The organism is Coleofasciculus sp. H7-2 (assembly GCF_042747725.1).
Taxonomy (GTDB): Bacteria; Cyanobacteriota; Cyanobacteriia; order Cyanobacteriales; family FACHB-T130; genus FACHB-T130.
On the sequence record NZ_JBHZGO010000030.1, the window covers coordinates 130,250 to 150,962 of the forward strand.

The 20,713-nt window shown below is 44.3% G+C and carries 18 protein-coding genes, 1 pseudogene and 1 riboswitch; of the genes and pseudogenes, 13 read left to right on the forward strand and 6 right to left on the reverse strand.

Annotated features, from left to right (window positions below; genetic code table 11):
- Positions 1–442: 442 nt before the first annotated feature.
- Genes ACFW2W_RS07580 through ACFW2W_RS07590 form a run of 3 tightly spaced genes read left to right on the forward strand, consistent with a single transcriptional unit; the run spans position 443 to position 3,716 of the window.
- Positions 443–1,090: an SIS domain-containing protein gene (locus ACFW2W_RS07580; RefSeq protein ID WP_378175502.1), complete on the forward strand. Its 648-nt coding sequence runs from the start codon at positions 443–445 to the stop codon at positions 1,088–1,090.
- Between the two features lie 53 nt (positions 1,091–1,143).
- Positions 1,144–2,694 carry a PfkB family carbohydrate kinase gene (locus ACFW2W_RS07585; RefSeq protein ID WP_378175505.1) on the forward strand — a complete coding sequence of 517 codons (1,551 nt, stop codon included), beginning with the start codon at positions 1,144–1,146 and terminating at the stop codon, positions 2,692–2,694.
- A 26-nt stretch (positions 2,695–2,720) separates the two neighbouring features.
- On the forward strand, positions 2,721–3,716 hold the full coding sequence (locus ACFW2W_RS07590) for an NAD-dependent epimerase/dehydratase family protein (RefSeq protein WP_378175508.1): 996 nt from the start codon (positions 2,721–2,723) through the stop codon (positions 3,714–3,716).
- Positions 3,717–3,914: 198 nt separating this feature from the next.
- On the opposite strand, the gene ACFW2W_RS07595 is transcribed toward ACFW2W_RS07590, so the two are convergent.
- Positions 3,915–4,769, reverse strand: a complete 855-nt coding sequence (locus ACFW2W_RS07595) for a hypothetical protein (RefSeq protein ID WP_378175511.1) — start codon at positions 4,767–4,769, stop codon at positions 3,915–3,917.
- A 32-nt stretch (positions 4,770–4,801) separates the two neighbouring features.
- Positions 4,802–5,206: an NUDIX domain-containing protein gene (locus ACFW2W_RS07600; protein ID WP_378175514.1), complete on the reverse strand. Its 405-nt coding sequence runs from the start codon at positions 5,204–5,206 to the stop codon at positions 4,802–4,804.
- Between ACFW2W_RS07600 and ACFW2W_RS07605 the strand changes: the two genes are divergently transcribed.
- The 4 genes and pseudogenes from ACFW2W_RS07605 to ACFW2W_RS07620 form a co-directional block, all read left to right on the forward strand.
- Positions 5,159–5,530, forward strand: coding sequence for an HAD family hydrolase (locus ACFW2W_RS07605; RefSeq protein ID WP_378175516.1), 372 nt, complete (start codon positions 5,159–5,161; stop codon positions 5,528–5,530). The genes ACFW2W_RS07600 and ACFW2W_RS07605 overlap by 48 nt on opposite strands.
- Before the next feature lie 277 nt (positions 5,531–5,807).
- Entirely contained in the window at positions 5,808–7,262 is a 1,455-nt protein-coding gene (locus tag ACFW2W_RS07610; protein ID WP_378175519.1) for a glycoside hydrolase family 13 protein, read from the forward strand.
- 7 nt (positions 7,263–7,269) lie between these two features.
- The gene (locus ACFW2W_RS07615) at positions 7,270–8,016 is read left to right on the forward strand and encodes an HAD-IIB family hydrolase (protein WP_378175522.1); all 747 of its coding nucleotides are present in this window, start codon (positions 7,270–7,272) and stop codon (positions 8,014–8,016) included.
- Between the two features lie 168 nt (positions 8,017–8,184).
- Positions 8,185–8,298 (forward strand): annotated as a pseudogene (locus tag ACFW2W_RS07620) (IS1 family transposase); the annotation flags it as partial.
- 1 nt (position 8,299) lies between these two features.
- Here the strand turns inward: ACFW2W_RS07620 and ACFW2W_RS07625 are convergent.
- On the reverse strand, positions 8,300–9,556 hold the full coding sequence (locus ACFW2W_RS07625; protein WP_378175525.1) for a pentapeptide repeat-containing protein: 1,257 nt from the start codon (positions 9,554–9,556) through the stop codon (positions 8,300–8,302).
- An 88-nt stretch (positions 9,557–9,644) separates the two neighbouring features.
- Here ACFW2W_RS07625 and ACFW2W_RS07630 point away from each other — a divergent pair, with 88 nt between their 5' ends.
- Complete coding sequence (locus ACFW2W_RS07630; protein WP_378175528.1) at positions 9,645–10,004, forward strand: hypothetical protein; 360 nt, start codon at positions 9,645–9,647, stop codon at positions 10,002–10,004.
- Positions 10,005–10,051: 47 nt separating this feature from the next.
- On the opposite strand, the gene ACFW2W_RS07635 is transcribed toward ACFW2W_RS07630, so the two are convergent.
- Positions 10,052–11,332 (reverse strand): sensor histidine kinase, encoded by a 1,281-nt coding sequence (locus tag ACFW2W_RS07635; protein WP_378175677.1) that lies wholly within the window; start codon positions 11,330–11,332, stop codon positions 10,052–10,054.
- Positions 11,333–11,635: 303 nt separating this feature from the next.
- On the reverse strand, positions 11,636–11,917 hold the full coding sequence (locus ACFW2W_RS07640; protein WP_378175531.1) for a DUF1830 domain-containing protein: 282 nt from the start codon (positions 11,915–11,917) through the stop codon (positions 11,636–11,638).
- Between the two features lie 127 nt (positions 11,918–12,044).
- Positions 12,045–12,273: riboswitch (cyclic di-AMP (ydaO/yuaA leader) on the forward strand.
- Between the two features lie 106 nt (positions 12,274–12,379).
- Between ACFW2W_RS07640 and ntrB the strand changes: the two genes are divergently transcribed.
- From ntrB to ACFW2W_RS07660, 4 genes are all read left to right on the forward strand, one after another.
- Complete coding sequence (ntrB, locus tag ACFW2W_RS07645) at positions 12,380–13,237, forward strand: nitrate ABC transporter permease (protein WP_378175534.1); 858 nt, start codon at positions 12,380–12,382, stop codon at positions 13,235–13,237.
- A gap of 215 nt (positions 13,238–13,452) precedes the next feature.
- The gene (locus ACFW2W_RS07650) at positions 13,453–14,883 is read left to right on the forward strand and encodes an ABC transporter substrate-binding protein (protein WP_378175538.1); all 1,431 of its coding nucleotides are present in this window, start codon (positions 13,453–13,455) and stop codon (positions 14,881–14,883) included.
- A gap of 114 nt (positions 14,884–14,997) precedes the next feature.
- Complete coding sequence (locus tag ACFW2W_RS07655) at positions 14,998–15,837, forward strand: ABC transporter ATP-binding protein (protein ID WP_378175540.1); 840 nt, start codon at positions 14,998–15,000, stop codon at positions 15,835–15,837.
- A gap of 136 nt (positions 15,838–15,973) precedes the next feature.
- Entirely contained in the window at positions 15,974–16,723 is a 750-nt protein-coding gene (locus ACFW2W_RS07660; RefSeq protein WP_378175542.1) for a universal stress protein, read from the forward strand.
- A gap of 234 nt (positions 16,724–16,957) precedes the next feature.
- Here the strand turns inward: ACFW2W_RS07660 and ACFW2W_RS07665 are convergent, their stop codons facing one another.
- Positions 16,958–17,293, reverse strand: a complete 336-nt coding sequence (locus ACFW2W_RS07665) for a DUF6882 domain-containing protein (RefSeq protein ID WP_378175545.1) — start codon at positions 17,291–17,293, stop codon at positions 16,958–16,960.
- 251 nt (positions 17,294–17,544) lie between these two features.
- On the opposite strand from ACFW2W_RS07665, the gene ACFW2W_RS07670 reads away from it, so the two are divergent.
- A complete protein-coding gene (locus tag ACFW2W_RS07670; protein WP_378175548.1) occupies positions 17,545–20,685 on the forward strand; it encodes an MFS transporter in 3,141 nt (1,046 codons plus the stop codon).
- The last annotated feature ends 28 nt before the right edge of the window (positions 20,686–20,713 follow it).

The following is a 20,713-nucleotide window of genomic DNA, read 5'->3' on the forward strand; positions in this document are numbered from 1 at the left end:
TGCATTTTTCCCCAGTCAACGAAAAATTTAGCTTTTCATAGCCCGATTACGCGAATAGTGAGTTATTAGGTTTGGTGTGATGCTATAGAGAGGAGAATTTATTGCCGATTTGAACAGTGTTTACTATTTATAGATCGCACTATGAGTGATGTGCGACCCGATGGATGCTTCTCTTAATATCTAGTTACAAACAGTTTTTAATGCATAAATTTGTAAAGAAAAGATAAAAATAAAACTGGGCTAAGCCAAATATTAGTATAATCAATAACCAAAATAAAAATTTGCTTGATATAAGAAGGTTTTTGCTGGATTACAAAGATTTTTCAGAAAGTTGACTTATAGCAGCATTGCTATTAAGATTTGGCGTCATACGATACATTTCACTTTCTGAAAGGTAGCTCGAATTGAGAAAAGTTTCGGACAACTAAATAACAGAATATCTATGCATTCAGCACCATCCCAAACGCTCCCGTTTTCTAGTGATTACTTTCGCCAATTAGCTGCCCTTGGCGAGAAGTTTCAGATAACAGATACCCAAGGTAAATTTATATCAATCTCTGAAGGAATTAATCGGGCTGCGGCTTTAGTCTATCGACAAAGAAAGCAGCAGCGAAAAGTTATTTTCATTGGTAATGGAGGGAGTGCAAGCGTAGCCAGCCATCAGGCGGTTGACTACTGGCGCAATGGTAACATTCCTGCGATCGCTTTCAACGACAGCGCCTCGCTGACCTGCATTAGTAATGACTTCGGCTACGAACAAGTTTTTAGCAAACCGATATCAATATTTGCTCAATCTGGAGATATTTTGTTTGCGATTAGCAGTTCTGGAGAGTCAGCAAACATCCTTGCTGGTGTTCGCCAAGCGATACAAATGGATTGCCAAGTCATTACGCTATCAGCCTTCCAAACCAATAACCCCTTGCGTCAACTCGGACATCTCAATTTTTACGTTCCGACTATGGCATACGGTTTTGCGGAAATCATGCATCTGTGCATTTGTCACTGTATTATAGATGGTTTGGTTAAGGGAGCTTTGCCTAGTTCTGATGAGGATAATTATCTGAACCTTGCCCAAAACGAAGTATCTTAATCGTTACCGAACGTAAAGCATTAATTATTTACTCTAGAAAACTCAGTCTCTGAATGGAACTAGCAATCAATAAAGAAAAGTATCTTAGCTTTGAAACCTGTGCAGAGATACTTGATAGCTACCGACAACAGGGGTCTAAAATCGTCCTTTGTAATGGAGTGTTTGATTTACTTCACCCTGGACACATCGCTCATTTGCAAGCCGCTAAAGCGATGGGAGATTTGTTAGTGATTTCCCTGACAGCTACTCCATACGTTAATCGAGGTCCCGGAAGACCGATATTTTCTGATGAATTGCGTCTAAGTTCTCTGGCGGCGCTAGCTTGCGTTGATTACGTGATCTTAACCCCAAAGGTAACGGCGTTGGAAGTAATTGAGAAAGTACGTCCCCATATTTACTGCAAGGGAGATGAATATGCTGACGCAAGCAAAGATGTCACCCAAAATATTGACAAAGAAGTTGCCCAGGTTAGAGCTTATGGGGGCGATGTTCGCTATACCAATGAAATCACTTTTAGCTCAACGCGATTGATTAACAATTACCTTGATGTTGTCCCCTCAGAATTAAAGGATTATGTCAAGGATTTAACTCAGCAGTATTCGTATGAGCAGATCGCAGATGCTGTGGAGGCGATGCAGCTGCTTAAGGTTTTAGTGCTTGGCGATGTCATTATTGATGAGTTTGTTCACTGTACCGTTCAAGGGTTAACCTCGAAAGGTAGAGCGCCGTCCACTCGATTTGTGAAAAAAGAACAGCACTTAGGAGGAATTTTTGCCATTGCTCGCCATCTGGAGAGTTTTGCTAATTCTGTTACAGTAGCTAGTGCTATTGGGAATGAACCTGATGTACATCGCTCGATCGCGAATCAGATCAAGGGTTCGATTGATTTAAATTTGCAGTATGCAGAAGGTTATTCTACTGTAACCAAGTGCCGTTATATTGAACAGCAAGGTACAACAAAGGGTTATACACAACTGTTTGCTATCAACTCTATAGATGAGGAGGGACTAGCACCTCAAGAGCGTCAAAAACTTTTAGATTCCTTGGAAAAGTCTATCAAAAGCTACGATCTAGTCGTTTTGGCTGATTATGGTCATGGATTAATTGATTCATCCATGATGGAATTAATTCAATCTCAAGCACCATTTTTAGCTGTTAACTGCCAAACGAACAGCGCCAATTACGGTTACAACTTAATTAGTAAATATCGACGCGCAGATACATTCTGTATAGATGAGCAGGAACTTCGTCTAGCTTTTTCTAATCGCTACGGCGATCGCAACGAGTTACTCAAGCGTTTGCAATCCCATTTAGGGGCGCAACAAGGCTGGTTGACTTTAGCCGCTTCTGGATCTTTGGCAATTCAGGCAAATGGAGAACTGGTAATGACTCCTGCGATGACACAACAAGTCAAAGATACTACAGGTGCAGGAGATGCCTTTTTTGCCCTAGCTAGTTTGAGCGCCAAGTTAGATTTACCTCTGAAGCTGGGGTCATTCCTGGGAAATATGGCAGGTGCGATCGCTGCTAATGTTCTGGGCAATGAAAAACCTGTAGCAAAACCTCGCTTGTTAAAGTTTGCCAAAACAATTTGCACGTTCTAGAGGACTGTTAGGAAACCAATCAACCCATGAATTCAATTCAAGAAGTTCTAGTTACGGGTGGTGCAGGTTATGTGGGATCTGTCTTAGTTCCTAAACTCCTGCAAGCTGGATATCGAGTCAAAGTGTTAGACCTCTATATCTATGGGACAAATGTACTAGAGGCTGTCAAAAATCATCCAAATTTGGAGGAGATTCAAGGAGACATCCGCGATCGCGCACTGCTGGAAAAAGTCATACCAGGATGCGATGCAGTGATTCACTTAGCTTGTATCTCCAACGATCCGAGTTTTGAATTAGATCCGGATCTGGGTCGTTCAATTAATTATGATGCCTTTGTTGACTTGGTGGATGTAGCGAAAAATTCAGGAGTCAAGCGGTTTATCTATGCCTCTTCTTCCAGCGTTTATGGAATTAAAGAGACTGATAATGTTACAGAAGACTTACCACTGATGCCTTTGACAGACTATTCCCGTTATAAGGCTTTGTGTGAAGAAGTATTGCTGAGTCAGCGAGAACCAGGATTTGTTACTTTAGTGCTGCGCCCAGCGACAGTGTGCGGTTACTCTCCCCGCCAGCGATTAGATTTAGTAGTTAATATTCTCACCACTCAAGCTATCAACAATGGCAAGATTACAGTTTTTGGCGGTCAGCAAAAGCGCCCCAATATTCATATTGAGGATATGACCGATCTTTATATTAAGTCTCTGCAATGGTCAGATGAAGCGATCGATGGAAAAATCTTCAATGCTGGCTACGAAAATCATACCTTGATGGAAATTGCCGAGATGATTCGTAAAGTAGTGGGATCTGTAGAAATTGTCTCCACACCCACAAACGATATTCGTTCTTATCACATTTCCTCAGAAAAAATCAAACAAGAATTGGGATTTGTGCCTTCACATACGGTAGAAGAGGCAATTCAAGATTTAGTGGCAGCATTTAGAGCCAATCAAGTTCCCAATCCGATGACAGATAGCCGCTATTATAATGTTAAGACGATGAAGGATCTCAATTTAAATTGAGATTTTTACCGCCAAATTAAATATTATGGCAGGGGTAATCATAGCTTTACCAAACTTTCATATTTTTAGGATTTACGCACCGCGTTGCTTGAAACCTAGATCCCCCCTAGCCCCCCTTAAAAAGGGGGGAACTTCAAAGTCCCCCTTTTTAAGGGGGATTTAGGGGGATCTCTGCGTAAGTCCTGATTTTTGTAGAGTTTATTCTGCTTCCGAAAAAATGGCTATCAAACGATTTGCTGGTTCAGTCATTGAAACATACAACTCTGGTGGTAAAGACCAGATATTACTGGGCTTATTGGGGTCAAGATAAAAGTTACAAAAACCTTGAATAAACTTCCCAATCATATCAATTTTATATCCCCAGGATTTCAGCAATGGCAAGGCATCATTTTGAACTATATTTAATAAATCATTTCGAGTGCTTGTCAGTCTTAGGGAGTGAAAAATGGGAACCGCCATTTCTAAAGCTTCAACAATGCCATCGTTGACTCCCTCGTAAGACCATTCAATATCAAAATCAATCATGCGAACGTTTCCTTGGGAGTCTATAATTTCATTATCACCCCAGCGATCGCCATAAATAATTCCCTTTGTGTGAGCTAAATTAAGTTCCCTCAGAATCTTGGGCAGAATTTCTACTTCTCCAGCCTTGACGAATTCATGGAAGGTTCTTCCTTCAATATATTCAATCAACATCCAATCTGTATCGGCATGAATTAACTTAGGAACGGGTAAACCTACAGCCAGTGCGCTTTTGATAAAGTCAATTTCTTCAGCAATATTTCTGAGTTTAAATATTCCTCCAGCTTCTAAAAAGCTAGTAGCTTCATACATATACCTCATGTATGCTTCAATCTCTTCTGAGGAACTTTCGCGTCTGGCTCGAAAAACGTAGCGTTCCTCATCTGTTGTAATTAATAAGATATGATTGAACGCGCCTTCCCCCTTGGGTTTCTCTATTTTTGCCGTTTCTCCTCCAGGTATGTGAGCCAAAGCCTGTCCAAGTTTTTTAGCAATATTTTCTGGCAGTACCGTAATTAAGCTTTCATTCATTAGATTGTTTATTACCTTTAACCAATGCTTAGTTATAAACTCATAGCTAAACTATCATAAAAATCTGCTAATATTTTATGATAGTGAGATGCAAAGTCAAGATGATCAATTTCTGATTGACTAAAGTAAGCTAATTTCTGCCCTTCGTGAAGCTTGATGTTAGAGATATCTAAATCAATTTGAGACCAAAAAATGTGTTCATCGCATTCTTCCCAATAATAAAACTTGAAGAATTTCACTTCATCTAACTCTAGTTCCATTTCTTCAAGTATTTCTCTGCGGATAGTTTCTTCGGGAGACTCGTTTTCTTCGATATACCCCCCAAGTAATGCCCAAGTATTCGGAAAAGGGATAGAGTTTTTATGATCACGAAGCACAAGTAAAACTTGATGTTTACTGTTGAGAAGAATTATGTCGGCTCCTGGTGGTTCTCTCATTTCACGGAATTTTTAACAATTTTTGTTAGTATACTTAGATCTTGCACCATTCTCCTTCAATTTAGTGGCGATCGCACGATTATTTGTGGCGATTCGGGTAACGATCTGTCTATGTTCCAAAATGTACCTTCCTGTGGCATTATTGTTGGTAATGCCCAGCCAGAATTATTAGAGTGGCATCACAATTCCCCGCCTGGGAAGCGTTATCTTGCTAAAAGTCACTTTGCTGCGGGGATTTTAGAAGGACTAGACTATTTCGGATTCTTGAGTCGCAGTCAGGAAGTCACCAATGCAGCTTCATCTGCGGTCTGGGAAAATCAATAGACCTCGTAGCCTTAGTCGAATTTTAGATAATTAACCACAGATAGGACATTTAAATTTAATTTTCCTCAAGTTCTCAAATCGAAACTTGAGGACATTCAATTCTAGCTCGGTTTTTTGCTTAATACTGTCCAGTAAAGATATTGCCATAATTTTTACCTTTATCTTGACCAAGTATATAGTATAATAATCTGGAAATATGTACCTAAGAATATTTATTAATCCGTTGTAGTGGATGATCAATTTTTCAAATTTTTGAGTCGTAATTAAAAAATAATCTATGCAGATAAATACACCTGATTGGGTCAAACACTCCGTTTTCTACCAAATATTTCCCGATCGCTTTGCAAGAAGTATCCCAACCCACCAAAATTGGTTACTTGATGTACCTTTAGAAGATTGGAATGCCCCGCCTACGTTTCATGGTTATAAGGGGGGGAATCTTTGGGGAGTAATTGAAAAACTAGATTATTTACAAAATTTAGGCATTAATGCAATTTACATTAACCCAATTTTTAGCTCTGCAAGTAATCATCGTTATCATACCCTTGATTATTATCAAGTCGATCCCTTATTAGGCGGTGAAGAAGCATTTACAAGTCTACTCAAAGAAGTTCATCGCCGTAAGATTAAACTTGTCTTGGATGGAACTTTTAATCATGCCAGTAGGGGCTTTTATTTTTTCAATGATATTATAGAAAATGGTCAAAAGTCTCCTTGGATAGATTGGTTCAAGATTCAAGGTTGGCCCCTCGCACCCTATGATGGCTCTCGCCCTGCTAATTATGCTTCATGGAACGACCATCGGGCTTTACCAGAGTTCAATACAGATCATCCAGGGGTACGCGAATATATTATGCGTGTAGCTGAATACTGGATTAAGCTGGGTGCAGATGGTTGGCGGTTGGATTCGGCGGATTATATTAAAACTCCTGGGTTTTGGCAGGAGTTTCGGGAACGGGTGAAGGCAATCAATCCTGAAGCATATATTGTCGGGGAAATTCCAATAGATGCGAGTGAGTGGTTAGATGGTACACAATTTGATGGTGTGTCAAGTCTGCCTTTTCTGATTGCTACGACTGCTTTTGTTGTAGGCGATCGCCAAGTCAAAGGTCATTTTAAAGAATATGCCCCACCTCCGCCTGCGGATGCTGCTGAATATGGGGAAAAAATTAATGATTTGCTCAAACTTTATCCTTGGGAAATTCAGTTAACCCAACTCAACGGTATCAACAATCACGATACAGCAAGATTAATTGATGTTGCTGAAGGCGATCGCTCTAGTTTATATTTAGCAACGTTGTTACTATTTACTTTTCCTGGCGCACCTTGCATCTATTACGGTGATGAAGTCGGTTTGACAGGTGGTTACGATCCTGAGTGTCGTAAAGGTTTTCCTGACCCAGAAGAGTGGGATCGAGATACTCTAGAGTATCATCGTCAATTAATTACACTGCGCCATACTCACGCCGCGCTGCGGATTGGTGAGTATCAAACGTTGTATGCTGAAGGACAAGTTTACATTTTTGCGCGGATATTACAAGCAGAAATATTAGTAATTGCCGTTAATGCTGGAAATGAAACAGCAAAAGTTAGTATTCAACTTTCATTGTCATCGAAACCTCAGCAAGTGTTATTTACCTATGGTTTTGGTGAAGCAAATTGGAGTGATGAAGCAGCACAAACAAGTCTCAACTTCACTCTTGCACCCCGCAGTGGATTAATCTTGGGCTAATTGTCGAATGAAATCTAATCACTCATTATTGTTAGCGACCGACTTAGATGGAACCTTTTTAGGTGGTTCTGAGCAAGAACGATCTGAATTTTATCAATATATTCAATCCCAGCGCGATCGCATTCTTCTCGTTTATGTGACAGGTAGAGAACTTGACAGAATTAGGAAACTATTCGACGAAGAACCCAACATTCCCAAACCTGAATACATCATTGGTGATGTTGGAACCACAATCGTACATGGCGACACCTTCGAGCCTATTTCTGTTTTACAAGACTGGGTAGCGCAAACTTGGGGAAATGCTAACGAACAAATCAAGGAACTATTAGCGAATGAACCAGGGATAGAATTACAGCCTGTTAATCCCGACTATCGCGTCTCCTACTACTACGAACCCGAATCTTTTCAACCTGGAACCATCCAAAAAGTAATCGACGCTGGATTTGATACTATTCTGTCGTATGACATCAGACTAAATTACCATTATTTTGATGTGATGCCAAAAGGCGTTTCCAAAGGCCCAACTCTCCTGAAATTTTTGGCAGAAATGGATTTTAAAGCTGATGACACAATTACTTGCGGAGATACTCTCAACGATTTGTCACTATTTGAGACTGGATTAAAGGGAATTGCTGTAGGAAACTCCGAGCCAAAATTAGTCGAGAAGATTCAGACAATGGAGAATGTTTACCACAGCCCTTATCCTGGTGTAATGGGCATTTGGGATGGTCTTAAGGCGTACAACAAGGACTAAAGGAATTCCCAAAACAATTAAATTAAATTAAATAATTTACGATCTTTTCCTGAATGTTAAAATCATCCCCAGATGCAGAGAGAGTGGGGAGCATCCCGGTTTTGTCAAAATTCCATCAACAGAAGAAAATAGGTAGAGAGTCAACACTCAAAGATGTCCCAGAAAGCTCCCAGATTACATCGCAAAACGCTGTGTTATTCCAAATCCGTAGAGATGCTGAGGTACTCAATACGTTTGCTACTCCACTACTTGCAATTGCGCTCGATACCGAAGTTTGCCTGATTCATACTTCATTCAGCAGCGCCAACTTTCCTTGCGGGACGTGGGCATCTGTCAGGTCAGCACCCTTGAGCATCGCCCGACTCAAATCCACATCCGTTAAGTCTGCCCCACTCAAGTTGGCTCCCCTTAAATCGGTTCGCGTCAAGTCTACCCCCCTCAGGTCAGCTTCACTTAAGTTCACCTGATTCAAGCTAGCTCCGGTCAAGTCTACTCCTCTCAAGTCGGCTCTACTTAGATTAGCTCCCTTCAAGTCGGCTCGCGTTAAGTCCACTCCTCTCAGGTCAGCCTCACTGAAGTTCACCTGCTTCAAAATGGCTCCCGTTAAATCCGCCCCTCGCAAGTCTGCCTCACTCAAGTTGGCATCCTCCAGGTCAGCTTTCCTCAAGTTAGCTTTGCTTAAGTCTACCCCTCTCAAGTTGGCTCCTCGTAACTTTGCCGCTCGTAGATTTGTCGCCCTCAAGTCGGCTCCGCTCAGGTTGACCCCACTCAAATTAACCCCAGGCAGCGATACACCCGCAGCAATTAAGTAAGCTCCCGCTTCACTGGGGTCAAACTCGTAGGGAAATTGAGTTTCTTGCGTATAGACAGCTTTTTCTAGAATGGCTCCCCTCAGCTTGGCTTTACTCAAATCCGTTCCGACCAGATTGGCACCCGCCAAGTTAACGTTCTCCAAATTTGCCCCGACCAGATTTGCCCTCATCAAATTTGCTGCTCTCAGGTCGGCTGACTTTAAATAAACTCCACTGAGATCGACTTCACTCAGGTTGACGCCGATGAGCGATGTGCCAGAGGCAATCAAGTAAGCCCCGGCTTCCTGAAGGTCAAAGTCTGGAGGGAATCGAGTCTCTTGATTGTAGACAGCCTTTTGCAAGATAGCCCCCCTTAGCTCGGCGGCGCTCAAGTCCACTCCCACCAGGTTCGCTCCCGCCAAGTTAGCGTTTTCCAGATTAGTCCCAACCAGATTCGCCTTTTTCAAGTTGGCTCCGCTCAAGTTGGCTGCCGTTAAATCTGCTCCAATCAGGTTGGTTGCACTCAAGTCTGCTTTCGTCAGGTCTGCCTTGCTCAAGTTTGCTAAATTGAGACAGGCTCCACTCAGATTTGACCCATTCAGGTTCGCCTCTGTCAGGTCTGCTTCTATTAGGTCTGCATAACTTAGGTTCGCCTCGCTGAGGTTTACCCTCTTTAGGTCTACTCCCCTCAGATCCTCCCCTTTGAGAAAAGCTCCCCTGAGTTCAGTTTCTTTCAAGTCTACAATCACGGCGTATGCCCCCTGGGTTTGTGCCCCCTTAGGTATTGGCTATTCAAGTCAGCTCGAATAGGTTTTTCCCGGCTCGGATTTTCTGGAAATGTTTTTTAATTTTTTTTCAGCACCAGGACTCGCCGCACATCACCACATAGTAAGGGCAACCACAGGGGGATTGAACCCGAAAAAACTCTATATGTATAAGCTTTGCGTAAGTCCTGAGCATTTTAAAAATAACCGCTTTCGACTCTTAAGTTATTATTCAGTTATTATTCCCAGTGCTGAGCAGGTGATTACTAATCATACGCGAAGTACATCGCCTCCCGATCGAGGGCAGATGGGGGGAGCCGCCGAACACTCGCGGCATACGCTAGCGAAGAGAGCGCATGGCAAGGGTTACGAAGAACGCGGCAATATAAGAAGTTTTACGCTTGTCAAATTTCCCCTCTTCCCGTTCGCCTAGCTCTCAATCTCGCCTCCACCGCTTCGAGAGTTTATGGTTCGGAGTCTTTAAGATTCTATCTGGGTTGTTGATGGTGTTATAATTTCCTCAGAAGTATTCACTGTTAACGGCAAAATGACAGTGAAGGTGGAGCCAACGCCCACTTGTGAAACTAGATATATTCTTCCTTGTAATAATTTTACCAATCGCGAGACAATTGCTAATCCTAAACCTGTACTTTCGGAAAGGAAATGTTTTTCTTTGGGGATAGAGCGAAAGTAGGGTTCAAATATCCGAGCTTGGTCTTCTGGATCGATGCCAATTCCTGTATCGCCCACAGCGATCGCCGACTCTTTATCTGATAGCGTTTTACAGGTTAATTTAATTGTTCCAGAGTCAGTGTAACGAATCGCATTACTGAGCAGATTAGTAATAATTTGCTGTAGTCTCAGGGGATCTGTCAGCACTCGATCGGGGGCGCGTGTTGGGTGTAGCCCTTCTCGAAGAGTAGCACAGCTATCGGCGCTAGCTGAATCGTAATCAACTATCATCTGTAGCTCTTTGGAATGCGCCAAAGGTTCCACCATTTCCAGGATGTTCTGAATTAAAGAGGGTACATCTGTTAGGGATGGCTGCAATTTCATCTTCCCAGCTTCATAGCGGGAGATTTCCAACGCATCGTTGATTAGGCGAAGTAACTGTCGTCCATTTCGTAGCACTTTCTCAATGTGTTCTAGGTGAGCAAGGTTATCGTCCTCCGACTTTCGCTGTTGTTGGCGCAAAAATAAATCTGAGTAGCCAATAATCAAAGTGAGAGGAGTTTTCAATTCGTGGGCTAGATGAGAAAGGTTATCTTTATTCGCGCGAAGCAAACGAGTCAATTCTTGATTGGTCATTTTTAACTGACTTTGCAGCTGCTGGAGTTCCCGAAATCGCTCATTCATGTAGCTTTTAAAACATTGAGCGATCGCTTCATCCACCACTGTGTCAATTATCCGAATTACTTGGATTATCTCTGTCGGTGATGAGTTTAGCAACTCTCCCTCTAAAGTGGAAACGATTGTCCAGCGTAAGATTCGATATTCACGGACAATTTCTACCGGATCGTAGCCTTGTTCAGCCCGAAGTACACCATGTTGTAAACTTGCATTTACTAACGACTGAACATCACTGTCTTGAAACTGAGAAAGTACAGTTGCTAATGCCTTGAGGACAAGGGGGAGGCTGTCGCGCAAACCCTTGTAAGATAATTCTGCTGCGGTCTCAATTTGACTATCAGCACGTACCGCTTCAATCCATTTCTCTATAATCGTGGCAGATTTATCGATAAGTAATTGACTAAAATCCATCATGTTCTGGCGCTCTTGACTCGTTCACAAATGCGCTCACTAAACTAAGATTAGCTTAGGGAGTCGTTGATTGGTTTTGTCTTCTCATTTTTGCGCCTAAATACTTAGTTTAGAATCTCCCGAAAGGTTTTGCTTCAGAATCCATTCTATGCTAAATTTGAAAATTGTCCTAATTTGCAAACGCTTATTTCTTCATAAACGATGAGCGCCGGAAATCGCTTCCACTAAAGTTGAATTTCTAGTTAAATTTTCTTTGCAGTTAGTATGTATTTCTAGTTGGGCATCCGGTAAGGCTTTAAACAATCAACGTTGTCTGGGAAAAACAATCCGTTCAAAGTTAAAGTTTTGAATACTATTAATTCGAGCAATTTGATTTTTACTTGTGCAATTTATATAAAAACAAAGGATTTGCTCGGAAGATTCAGAAACCAGAGAAGAGAATGCTGACATCATGTTGGGTGCCTTGAATTTTCTATAAAATTGGCTGATTAACAAGATAAATAATATAAACTTCGACTGCTTCAACCGGCTTCTACCTAAGGATGGGGTTGAGGAAAGACAAGATGTAGTCAGAGATACAAACATCAGCAATCCGTCCCCCGAAAGAGGTCGTAAAGTACTGTGAGTTTGATGCCACGATCGCTAGCAAGCAGCTATGTCTTTGGAAAGGTGGACTAACTTGAAAAGGCGTGCTAAACTTATCGATTAAATCCGAGTAAGTCAGCCTAATTCAGCGTCTTAGCAAGCGATCGCTCTCTATAAGCGCTGGAACGGAGGAACCAATTAATGGGGCGTATCTCTGCCAGGAAGAAGGCAAAAGGTGCAAGGCAGAATAAAAAATCTTTATTCATCCTTTATCCTTCATCCCTCATCCTTCAGAAGAAGAGCATCTCTCAGCTCTAGCCCGTCAGCTAACTTCGTAGGCATTGAGAGGAGACTGAAGAGTCAGCATTTTTCATTTTTTGAAATGTTCTGAACTCGTCAGTGTCCCCGGCTGGTACTGCTCTACTTTCTTGTACCTGAAGAGTGACTCTGAGGAGCTTCACAATGATATTGCAGCTGAATTTGTCTGCGATCGCGGTTGCTGGACAGGTAGCCTGGAAACGGGCAAAACCCGTCCTGATTCGGGATGTCGTCGTCCTTCCCGCCCTTGGGTTTTTAGGAATTATCGCTCTGTGGTGGATTGTTGCCCTTTTCAAGCATGAATTAATACCGACTCCACCAGAAGCGTTCGTCAAAAATTTAGACTACATCCTGAACCCATTCTACCGACGCGGTCCTGGCGATCTAGGGATTGGTTGGTTACTACTGGCAAGCATTCGACGAGTATTGCTGGGATTTTTGTTAGGTGCAGTTGTTGCCATTCCCATTGGATTTTTGATCGGGATGTCCAAGCAAGCAATGTTGGCGCTCAATCCCATGATTCAGATTTTCAAGCCGGTATCGCCGCTAGCTTGGTTGCCCATTGCTTTAGCAATTTTTAACCTAGCAGATCCGTCAGCAATTTTTGTTATCTTCATTACCTCTTTATGGCCCACGATTATTAACACTGCCCTCGGTGTTTCTAGCGTTTCCAAAGATTACCTTGATGTGGCACGGGTGCTAGAAATGCCCCGTTGGCGAAGAATTACCAAGATTATTTGGCCTGCCAGTTTGCCTTATGTCTTCACTGGTTTACGGATTAGTCTGGGAATTGCTTGGCTGGTCATTGTCGCTGTAGAAATGCTCACAGGTGGTATCGGAATTGGCTTCTTTGTCTGGGATGAATGGAGTCGCTTAAACCTAAGCTCAGTGTTTTTGGCAGTGATAGTGATTGGATTGACAGGACTACTGCTGGACTACGCCTTAGGCAAAGTTGAATCTTTGGTTACTCACCGTCGCCCTAGGGCAACAGCCGCCGAATAAATTTTCTGTAAACCTCTGTTGCAGCAGGTAATATTCCGCTCCCAGAGAAATCGCTAGCGTGAGCGAGACTCACAGGCGTCGTGGTAACGATGACCCCTCAAACGAGTGGGTTGAGAGTAGTACCTATCGGCGTCAATTTCTCCAACAACTCATTAGCAGTAGTAGCTCAAGCCACTAGGGTTGAGAAACGTGGAAATGGAGCGCGAGGACGAATTATGAGTGACACCACAAACTGGACGCGACGAAAATTTCTAGAGAGTATGGGTGCCACAGCAGCAGGAATGGCACTATCGTCTTGTGCGATTAGCGGCGATTCCCTCCGGGATAGCTCCGCTTCACGCTCTGCGAAAGGACTCACTGAAGAATCCGCATCCATCAAACAAGTCGTAGATCCCGAAACGTTAGAAAAACCCGATCTAATTATTGGCTACGTGCCGGTGAATGATTGTGCGCCGTTTGCGATCGCTTGGAAAAAAGGGTTTTTCCGCAAGTACGGTCTCAACGTCCAACTTAACCGGGAAGCTAGCTGGGCAACCTCTCGTGACGGCTTGATTTTTGGTCGCACTGATGCCGCCCCTGTTGTCTCCGGTGCCGTCACCAACGCCAGAATCGGTGCTGAAGGCGCACGCCATGCCCCCCTATGTGCCGCCATGACCATTCACCGACACGGCAATGCCATGACGATGAACCGGAAAATGTGGGAAGCGGGTTTGCGTCCCTGGCAGGAATATAACGGCGATCTAGAAGCATTTGGGAAGGACTTCCGTAACTACTTTGACAAACAGCCGCCAGAACAACGAGTTTGGGCAGTTGTACTCAGTTCTGCCATTTACGAATACTTCGTCCGCTACTTATCCGCCGCCGCCGGAGTCGATCCCCTGAAAGAGTTTCGCATCATCATCGTTCCCCCACCGCAAATGGTGACGAACGTGCGGATGGGGGCAATGCAAGCCTACATGGTGGCAGAACCTTGGAATACCCGCGCAATTACCGGAAATGAAGGCATTGGTTTTACCTTCGCTCAAGGCAAAGAAATTTGGTTGGGACACCCAGATCGACTGCTGGGGGTGATGGAATCTTTCATCAAAGAAAATCCCAAAACTTATCGTTCCCTCGTCAAAGCGATGATTGAAGCTTGCCAGTATTGCAGCAAGCCTGAAAACCGCGAAGAAGTGGCAACACTCATTTCCGAGCGTTCCTTTACGGGTGCCAAACCCAAATTTACTCGTCCCGCAATTATTGGCGAATACAATTATGGCGGTTTTGATAGTAAAGCTCGGATTGCCAAGGCGGATGACACTACGATTTTCTTCGATATCCCTGACAGCATTCCCAAACTTCCAGGAGAACATTCAACATTTCTCTGGCAATCTGAAAGTCTCTGGTTAATGACTCAAGCGGCTCGTTGGGGACAAATAAAAGAATTTCCAAAAAATGCAGAAGCAGTTGCCAAAAAAGGCTGGAGAACCGATCTCTATCGAGAAATTGCCGCAGAAATGGGCATTGAGTGTCCCCAGGAAGATTACAAGGTTGAAGCACCGGAAGTATTCATTGACAAGAAAGGTTTTGACCCCAGCGATCCAGTTGGATATCTCAATGGTTTTGAGATTCGAGCCAACCGTCCCACTCGTTTCTTCCTATCTTAATTCGCTGCACTTGCTACAGTTCAAACGGCTTGGCTGAGTTTTACTTTTTAGAAACAGCCAGCCTCGTTCATACCTTCAAGATTATCAAAAGTTCGTCCCCAGAAGGAGCATGATATGACTAAATCCACCTCATTATCAACGGATGCCAATAATCGAAGTGTCAACCGCACTGGATTTCTGGAAATAGAAAATCTTTGCAAATCCTATTCCACAGCGGATGGAGGTAAATTTGTTGTCTTGGATGGAATTAATCTGAGTGTAGGTGAAAACGAATTTATTTGCGTGATTGGTCACTCTGGCTGTGGTAAATCAACACTCCTCAAAATGGTTGCCGGGTTAGAAAAACCGACTTCCGGCTCAGTGCAATTAGAGGGTAAAGAAATTCGTAAACCTGGTGCCGAGCGGATGATGGTGTTCCAGCAATATTCACTGCTGCCGTGGCTGACAGTGAAAGAAAATATCCGTCTGGCGGTAGATGAAGTGCTAAAAAATGCCTCTCGTGCTGAAAAAATTAGCATCGTCAACGAACACTTGGCAATGGTGAATTTAACAGCAGCCGCTGACAAATACCCCGATGAAATTTCTGGTGGGATGAAACAACGGGTGGGGATTGCTCGTGCCCTCGCAATTCGCCCCAAAATGTTGTTGATGGATGAACCTTTTGGGGCACTCGATGCCCTAACGAGAGGAAAATTGCAGCAACAGGTACTGCATATTTGGGAACACCAGCGGCAGGCGGTGATGATGATTACCCATGATGTAGACGAAGCCCTGTATATGTCTGACCGAATTATATTGATGACCAACGGTCCCCACGCGAAAATCGGGGAAATTTTGGATGTGCCTTTTAAGCATCCACGCGATCGCCAAGCCCTCCGCAACTCCCACGAGTATTTTGAACTGCGTAACCACGCTCTGAATTTCCTAGATGAATATTTCAATCAAGACGAGTAGATGATGTATTGGTCAATTGTTTATTAAAGAAAAAACAACTGACCTGGAAACACGATCGACCGCATTTCCAGCCAACTAAAAACCTTTACTTTAGTTGTTGAAACGCTAGTCTAATCAATTCAGGAGGTTTGAGTTTGTGAATATTAAATCAATGTTAGCCCGTCTTGAAAGCGCAATGGGTCGTCAGAATGTCGTTGAACAAATGGTGTTGCTGCCAGAGCCAGCTTCCCTCGTTTCCAAGCGGGCTAATTCTGCTAAATCAATCAACTTAGTCGTGGGCTATAATCGCTCGCCCAGCAGTCAAACTGCGCTGGATATTGCCCTATGGATTGCCCATCAAACCCGTTTAGTTACAAAGGCACAGGTTACTGTTCAAGTCGTTTATGTTGTCGATGAAGATCAAAGTAGTCATTGTCCACATATCTCCAATGGGGGTGATACCAGCCGCCCTTCCATCCAACAGCTTCCCCTATCTCTGGAAGCATCGGCAGTAAGGTCTGCTACACCTGTTTTAACTCAACCTACCCCTGCGGAACTAGCAGCACGCACACGAATGACGGAGATAGATCCTTCCTATTTGAGGGCAATTTTTTATCAGACGAATCCCTTCGCGCAAGCAGATCGTATCTTATCGCAAGCCCGTTGTCTGGCTGAAGAATGGCGAGGTTCTTTCAAAGCTCATCTACGGTTTGGTTGCGTTTCTACAGAACTCAAAAAAGTTGTTGAATTAGAAGCTGCGACTTTATTGTTGCTGGGCTGTACCTCTGTCAATAATCCCATTGTTCAGGAACTAAGTTCTAATTTACCTTGCGCGGTGTTGGGTATTCCTACCATCTTGAATTCGTCAGATTCTTCAAATTGCTCCTCGGATTTCCAATCAGTTTAATCGTTGAGGGGACAGGCTCTCTATTAATGAATCCTGTTAGCGATCGCTAACCCGGTGCGGATGCGATCTCTTCGCTTTACACGCAAAGGAAGAGGAGAACAAAAGCGGATAATTTCACCAGGTACAACAAAAATAAAAAGGCAAATGCATCAAGAAAATCGCTCCTTTCTTTAGCATTTTGCCTTTTTATTTTCTCAAACCGACCATCGGATGTTGAAAAAGAAATTCTAAAAATTAGTACTCAATCAGATGGAGTACATCACGAACTACACTAGAACCTATACCGATAGAGGCTTGCATAAAATCATCTGATATATTACCTTCTTCCTTAGCCCCCCAGAGCCAAGTGTCTGTAACTTCTGATTCAGTTCCTAAAATTTGGATAGAAGATAAACTTTTATTAAAGGTTATTGTTCCAGTCCTTAACTTAAACTGCGCGTCATGGTTTCGGAGCATATCGCCTAGATAAAGCTGCTTATCGAAAGAAGCAGCAGGGTGTTTTAGGAAAAGGTCTGCAAATGTAGTTTTAGGGTTCGCGGTTTTCTCCCCTACCTCTCTCCATCCTGCCACAGGTATACATTTCAGACCTCAGGAGGATGCTTTGCAGTGACCGATTCGACGATTCTGACGTACAGAGAGGAGTTGGGCGACACATACAGAGTTACTAACTTAAGTAGATGAGTACAAAGAAACCAGAAAGATAATCACCCGTTTTTTTGACAAACGGGTGTTTCAGAGCGTGGTCTTTTTTGCAGATTTTGACCACTCAACATAGCTTAATTTATAATTTGCGCGGCATTTGCTTTGAGGAAGAAAATATCATGTTTGAGAGTAAGGGAATACTCATGGGAATGTACAAAACCCTATTCTGGATAGCTCAAGCTACGCCAGTCGATCCATCGGTGAATACTCCGGAAGAAGCGGCGCTTGTCTTTTCGGGACCTCAGTTTTTTGTAGCGCTGATTGCTGGGATAGTGTTAGCTTTTGCATTGCAATTATTGTTAACAAATCTCTCAGTTGCCGCCGGGATCTCTTACTTGGGGCATCAATCAGATTCTGATTCCGATCAGAATGAATCTAGCAGTTTTGGCGGGACAATTCGCAAAATTGGAACGGCAGTCGGAATTTGGACGTTGTTGACTGTCACCATTGCTTTAGCGATCGCGTGTTTCCTGGCAGTGAAACTGAGCCTGATTAGCAGTAGCGGTTTGGGTGCCATTATTGGTTTGGTAATCTGGGCGACGTACTTCTGCCTACTATTCTGGGTCAGTTCAACGACAGTGGGATCGTTAATTGGTTCAGTCGTTAATACGGCAACCAGCGGCTTTCAAGCAATTATCGGCACAGCAACCGCAGCCATAGGTGCACAAGCTGTCAACAATCAAGTTGTATCAACCGCAGAGGCGGCAGCAGCAGCAGTGCGGCGAGAACTGGGATCGGGGATAGATCCTGCCAGCATCCGCGAAACGCTGGAGGATTATTTAGGCTCCTTGCGTCCCCCGGAACTCGATATGCAAAAGATTCGAGGTGAATTTGAAAAATTGCTCAATGACCCGCAACTAAAAGCGATCGCTAACACCGACAATCTCCGCAACATCGACCGCCAAACATTTATAAATTTGGTAAGCGATCGCACAGACCTCTCGAAACGCGATATGAACCGCATCGTAGACCAACTCGAAGGCGTGTGGCGGCAAGCCGTGGGATCGCGAGAGCAACAAACAGATCGGATGGGCGAACTGCTCAACTATCTCAAGTCTGCACAACCTGGTCAAGTAAAGTCAGATGATATCAACGCCAAACTCGACCAGCTGATTGCAGAGACGCGCGATTCTAAGAAAGCCGATCAAAAAGCAGTCGAGGAAGCAGCTCCGGGTCCAATTCAGCTAACAATTCAGCAGGGTTTAACGACCCTCATGGGATTGGCAATGGGGCGCACGGATCTCTCAGATTTAGATGTGCAAACCATCTTAAGTTCGCTTTCTAAAGCTAAAGACAAAGTAACCGAGCAAACCGACAAACTAGCGACTCAAGCAGGAGTTAAACCAGAACTCCCCTACAGCACCATTCGAGCAGATGTAGAAAACTACCTGCTCAACACCTACTCCTGGCAGATAACCCGACCAGGACTCAACCGGGAATTCAAAGAAGTCATCTACGACCCCCAAGCCGATCCGGGGACAATTCGCCGCGAATTAGAGCAACTAGACCGGGGGTATTTTGCCAACCTGCTGCAACAGCGGGGCGTCTTTACCCAAGACAAAATCAACGACATTGCCGATCAATTAGAAGGTATCCGGCAAGAAGTTTTGGTGACAGTGCGGGCAGCTGAGGAAGAAGAAAAGACACAGGATCTGCGTCGCCGAGTCGAAGAATATATTCAAACGGCTCCAACAACTGAACTCACTGCACAAGGCATCAACGACAATTTCAAACGGGTGCTGGAAGATTCAGATACCGACCACGAGACAATTGAGCGTCGCCTTGCTTTGTACGATCGCTATGCCTTGACGCAATTGCTCAGGGGACGTACAGACATCACCGAGGAACAAGCCGATCAAATCAGTGCCAATTTGGAACAATCACGCGATCGCGTCCTAATTGAATCCCAAGCCCTGCAAGACCGGGTAAAATCCGAAACCGAGGCGCTGTGGGTGAATTTAGAGTCCTATCTGCGGAACACAGGTAAAGACGAACTGAATCCCGAAGGCATCCAGCGGGATCTAAAAACTTTCCTCTCCGACCCGCAAGCCGGACTGTCGGCGCTACAGGCAAGGGGTTCTCGCTTTGACCGCGATACCTTAGTCCAGCTACTGAGTCAGCGGCAAGACCTCAGCGAAGAGCAGGTAAATCAAATCATCGATCAGGTGCAAAATTCTTGGAGCAACGTTGTCCACGCACCGCAAATGGTCGTAGATAAAGCCAAAGAGCAAGTAGACAAAACCAGCACTGCTCTAACAGATTACCTGCGAAACACAGGCAAGGACGAACTCAACCCCGAAGGCATCCAGCGGGATTTGACCAAACTGCTCTCTGACCCCAAACAAGGTGCAACGGCACTGCGGCAACGGCTATCTCAAGTAGACCGCGATACCCTGGTGAAGCTACTGAGTCAGCGGCAAGACCTCAGTGAGGAGCAAGTAAATCAGGTAATCGATCAGGTGCAGGGTACGATTCGTAACATCGTCAGAGCGCCCCGTCGCCTCGCCACCCGGACGCAGGCACAAATCCAAGATTTCCAAAGCACCCTGGAAGACTATCTGCGGAACACTGGCAAGGACGAACTCAATCCAGAAGCGATTAAGCGCGATTTGCAGCTGTTACTGCACGATCCGCGCACTGGAGTTGATAGTCTGACCGATCGCCTCTCCCACATCGACCGCGATACGATGATCTCCCTACTGTCGCAACGGCAGGATATCTCTGAGGAAGAAGCTGCCCGAATTGTGGATCAAGTCCTCTCGGTACGCGACCAATTTGTTGAGCAAATTCGCAGCATTCAGCGTCGTATCCAAGATACGATTGACGGGATTTTTGGTCGAATCCGCAACTACCTCAACTCGTTGGATCGTCCGGAACTCAACTATGACAGCATCAAGAAAGATGTTCGCCAGTTGTTTGACGATCCGCAAGCTGGGTTTGATTCGCTTAAAGATCGCCTCTCCCATTTCGATCGCAATACTCTGGTTGCCATCATGTCTTCCCGCGAGGATATCTCCGAGGAAGATGCTAATCGACTTGTCGATCAAATTGAAGGCGCACGCAACAGCGTACTGCAACGGGTGGATCGCCTCCAACAGCAAGCCCAACGCCGCCTAGACGAAGTGAAGTATCAAGCGCAGCGACAAGCGGAAGAAACTCGCAAAGCTGCCGCCTCTGCTGCTTGGTGGCTGTTTGGAACTGCGCTAGTCTCAGGTGCTGTCAGCGCGATCGCTGGCGCTTTAGCCGTTTCCGGTCGTTAAAAGTTACCGATTTTCTCCGCTAATCCAT

Bases quoted from the DNA above. Each gene is read 5' to 3' on its own strand.
- ACFW2W_RS07580 (WP_378175502.1), top strand. From the start codon at position 443: ATGCATTCAGCACCATCCCAAACGCTCCCGTTTTCTAGTGATTACTTT.
- ACFW2W_RS07585 (WP_378175505.1), top strand. From the start codon at position 1,144: ATGGAACTAGCAATCAATAAAGAAAAGTATCTTAGCTTTGAAACCTGT.
- ACFW2W_RS07590 (WP_378175508.1), top strand. From the start codon at position 2,721: ATGAATTCAATTCAAGAAGTTCTAGTTACGGGTGGTGCAGGTTATGTG.
- ACFW2W_RS07595 (WP_378175511.1), bottom strand. From the start codon at position 4,769: ATGAATGAAAGCTTAATTACGGTACTGCCAGAAAATATTGCTAAAAAA.
- ACFW2W_RS07605 (WP_378175516.1), top strand. From the start codon at position 5,159: ATGTTTACTGTTGAGAAGAATTATGTCGGCTCCTGGTGGTTCTCTCAT.
- ACFW2W_RS07600 (WP_378175514.1), bottom strand. From the start codon at position 5,206: ATGAGAGAACCACCAGGAGCCGACATAATTCTTCTCAACAGTAAACAT.
- ACFW2W_RS07610 (WP_378175519.1), top strand. From the start codon at position 5,808: ATGCAGATAAATACACCTGATTGGGTCAAACACTCCGTTTTCTACCAA.
- ACFW2W_RS07615 (WP_378175522.1), top strand. From the start codon at position 7,270: ATGAAATCTAATCACTCATTATTGTTAGCGACCGACTTAGATGGAACC.
- ACFW2W_RS07630 (WP_378175528.1), top strand. From the start codon at position 9,645: ATGTTTTTTAATTTTTTTTCAGCACCAGGACTCGCCGCACATCACCAC.
- ACFW2W_RS07635 (WP_378175677.1), bottom strand. From the start codon at position 11,332: ATGGATTTTAGTCAATTACTTATCGATAAATCTGCCACGATTATAGAG.
- ACFW2W_RS07640 (WP_378175531.1), bottom strand. From the start codon at position 11,917: ATGTTTGTATCTCTGACTACATCTTGTCTTTCCTCAACCCCATCCTTA.
- ntrB (WP_378175534.1), top strand. From the start codon at position 12,380: ATGATATTGCAGCTGAATTTGTCTGCGATCGCGGTTGCTGGACAGGTA.
- ACFW2W_RS07650 (WP_378175538.1), top strand. From the start codon at position 13,453: ATGAGTGACACCACAAACTGGACGCGACGAAAATTTCTAGAGAGTATG.
- ACFW2W_RS07655 (WP_378175540.1), top strand. From the start codon at position 14,998: ATGACTAAATCCACCTCATTATCAACGGATGCCAATAATCGAAGTGTC.
- ACFW2W_RS07670 (WP_378175548.1), top strand. From the start codon at position 17,545: ATGTTTGAGAGTAAGGGAATACTCATGGGAATGTACAAAACCCTATTC.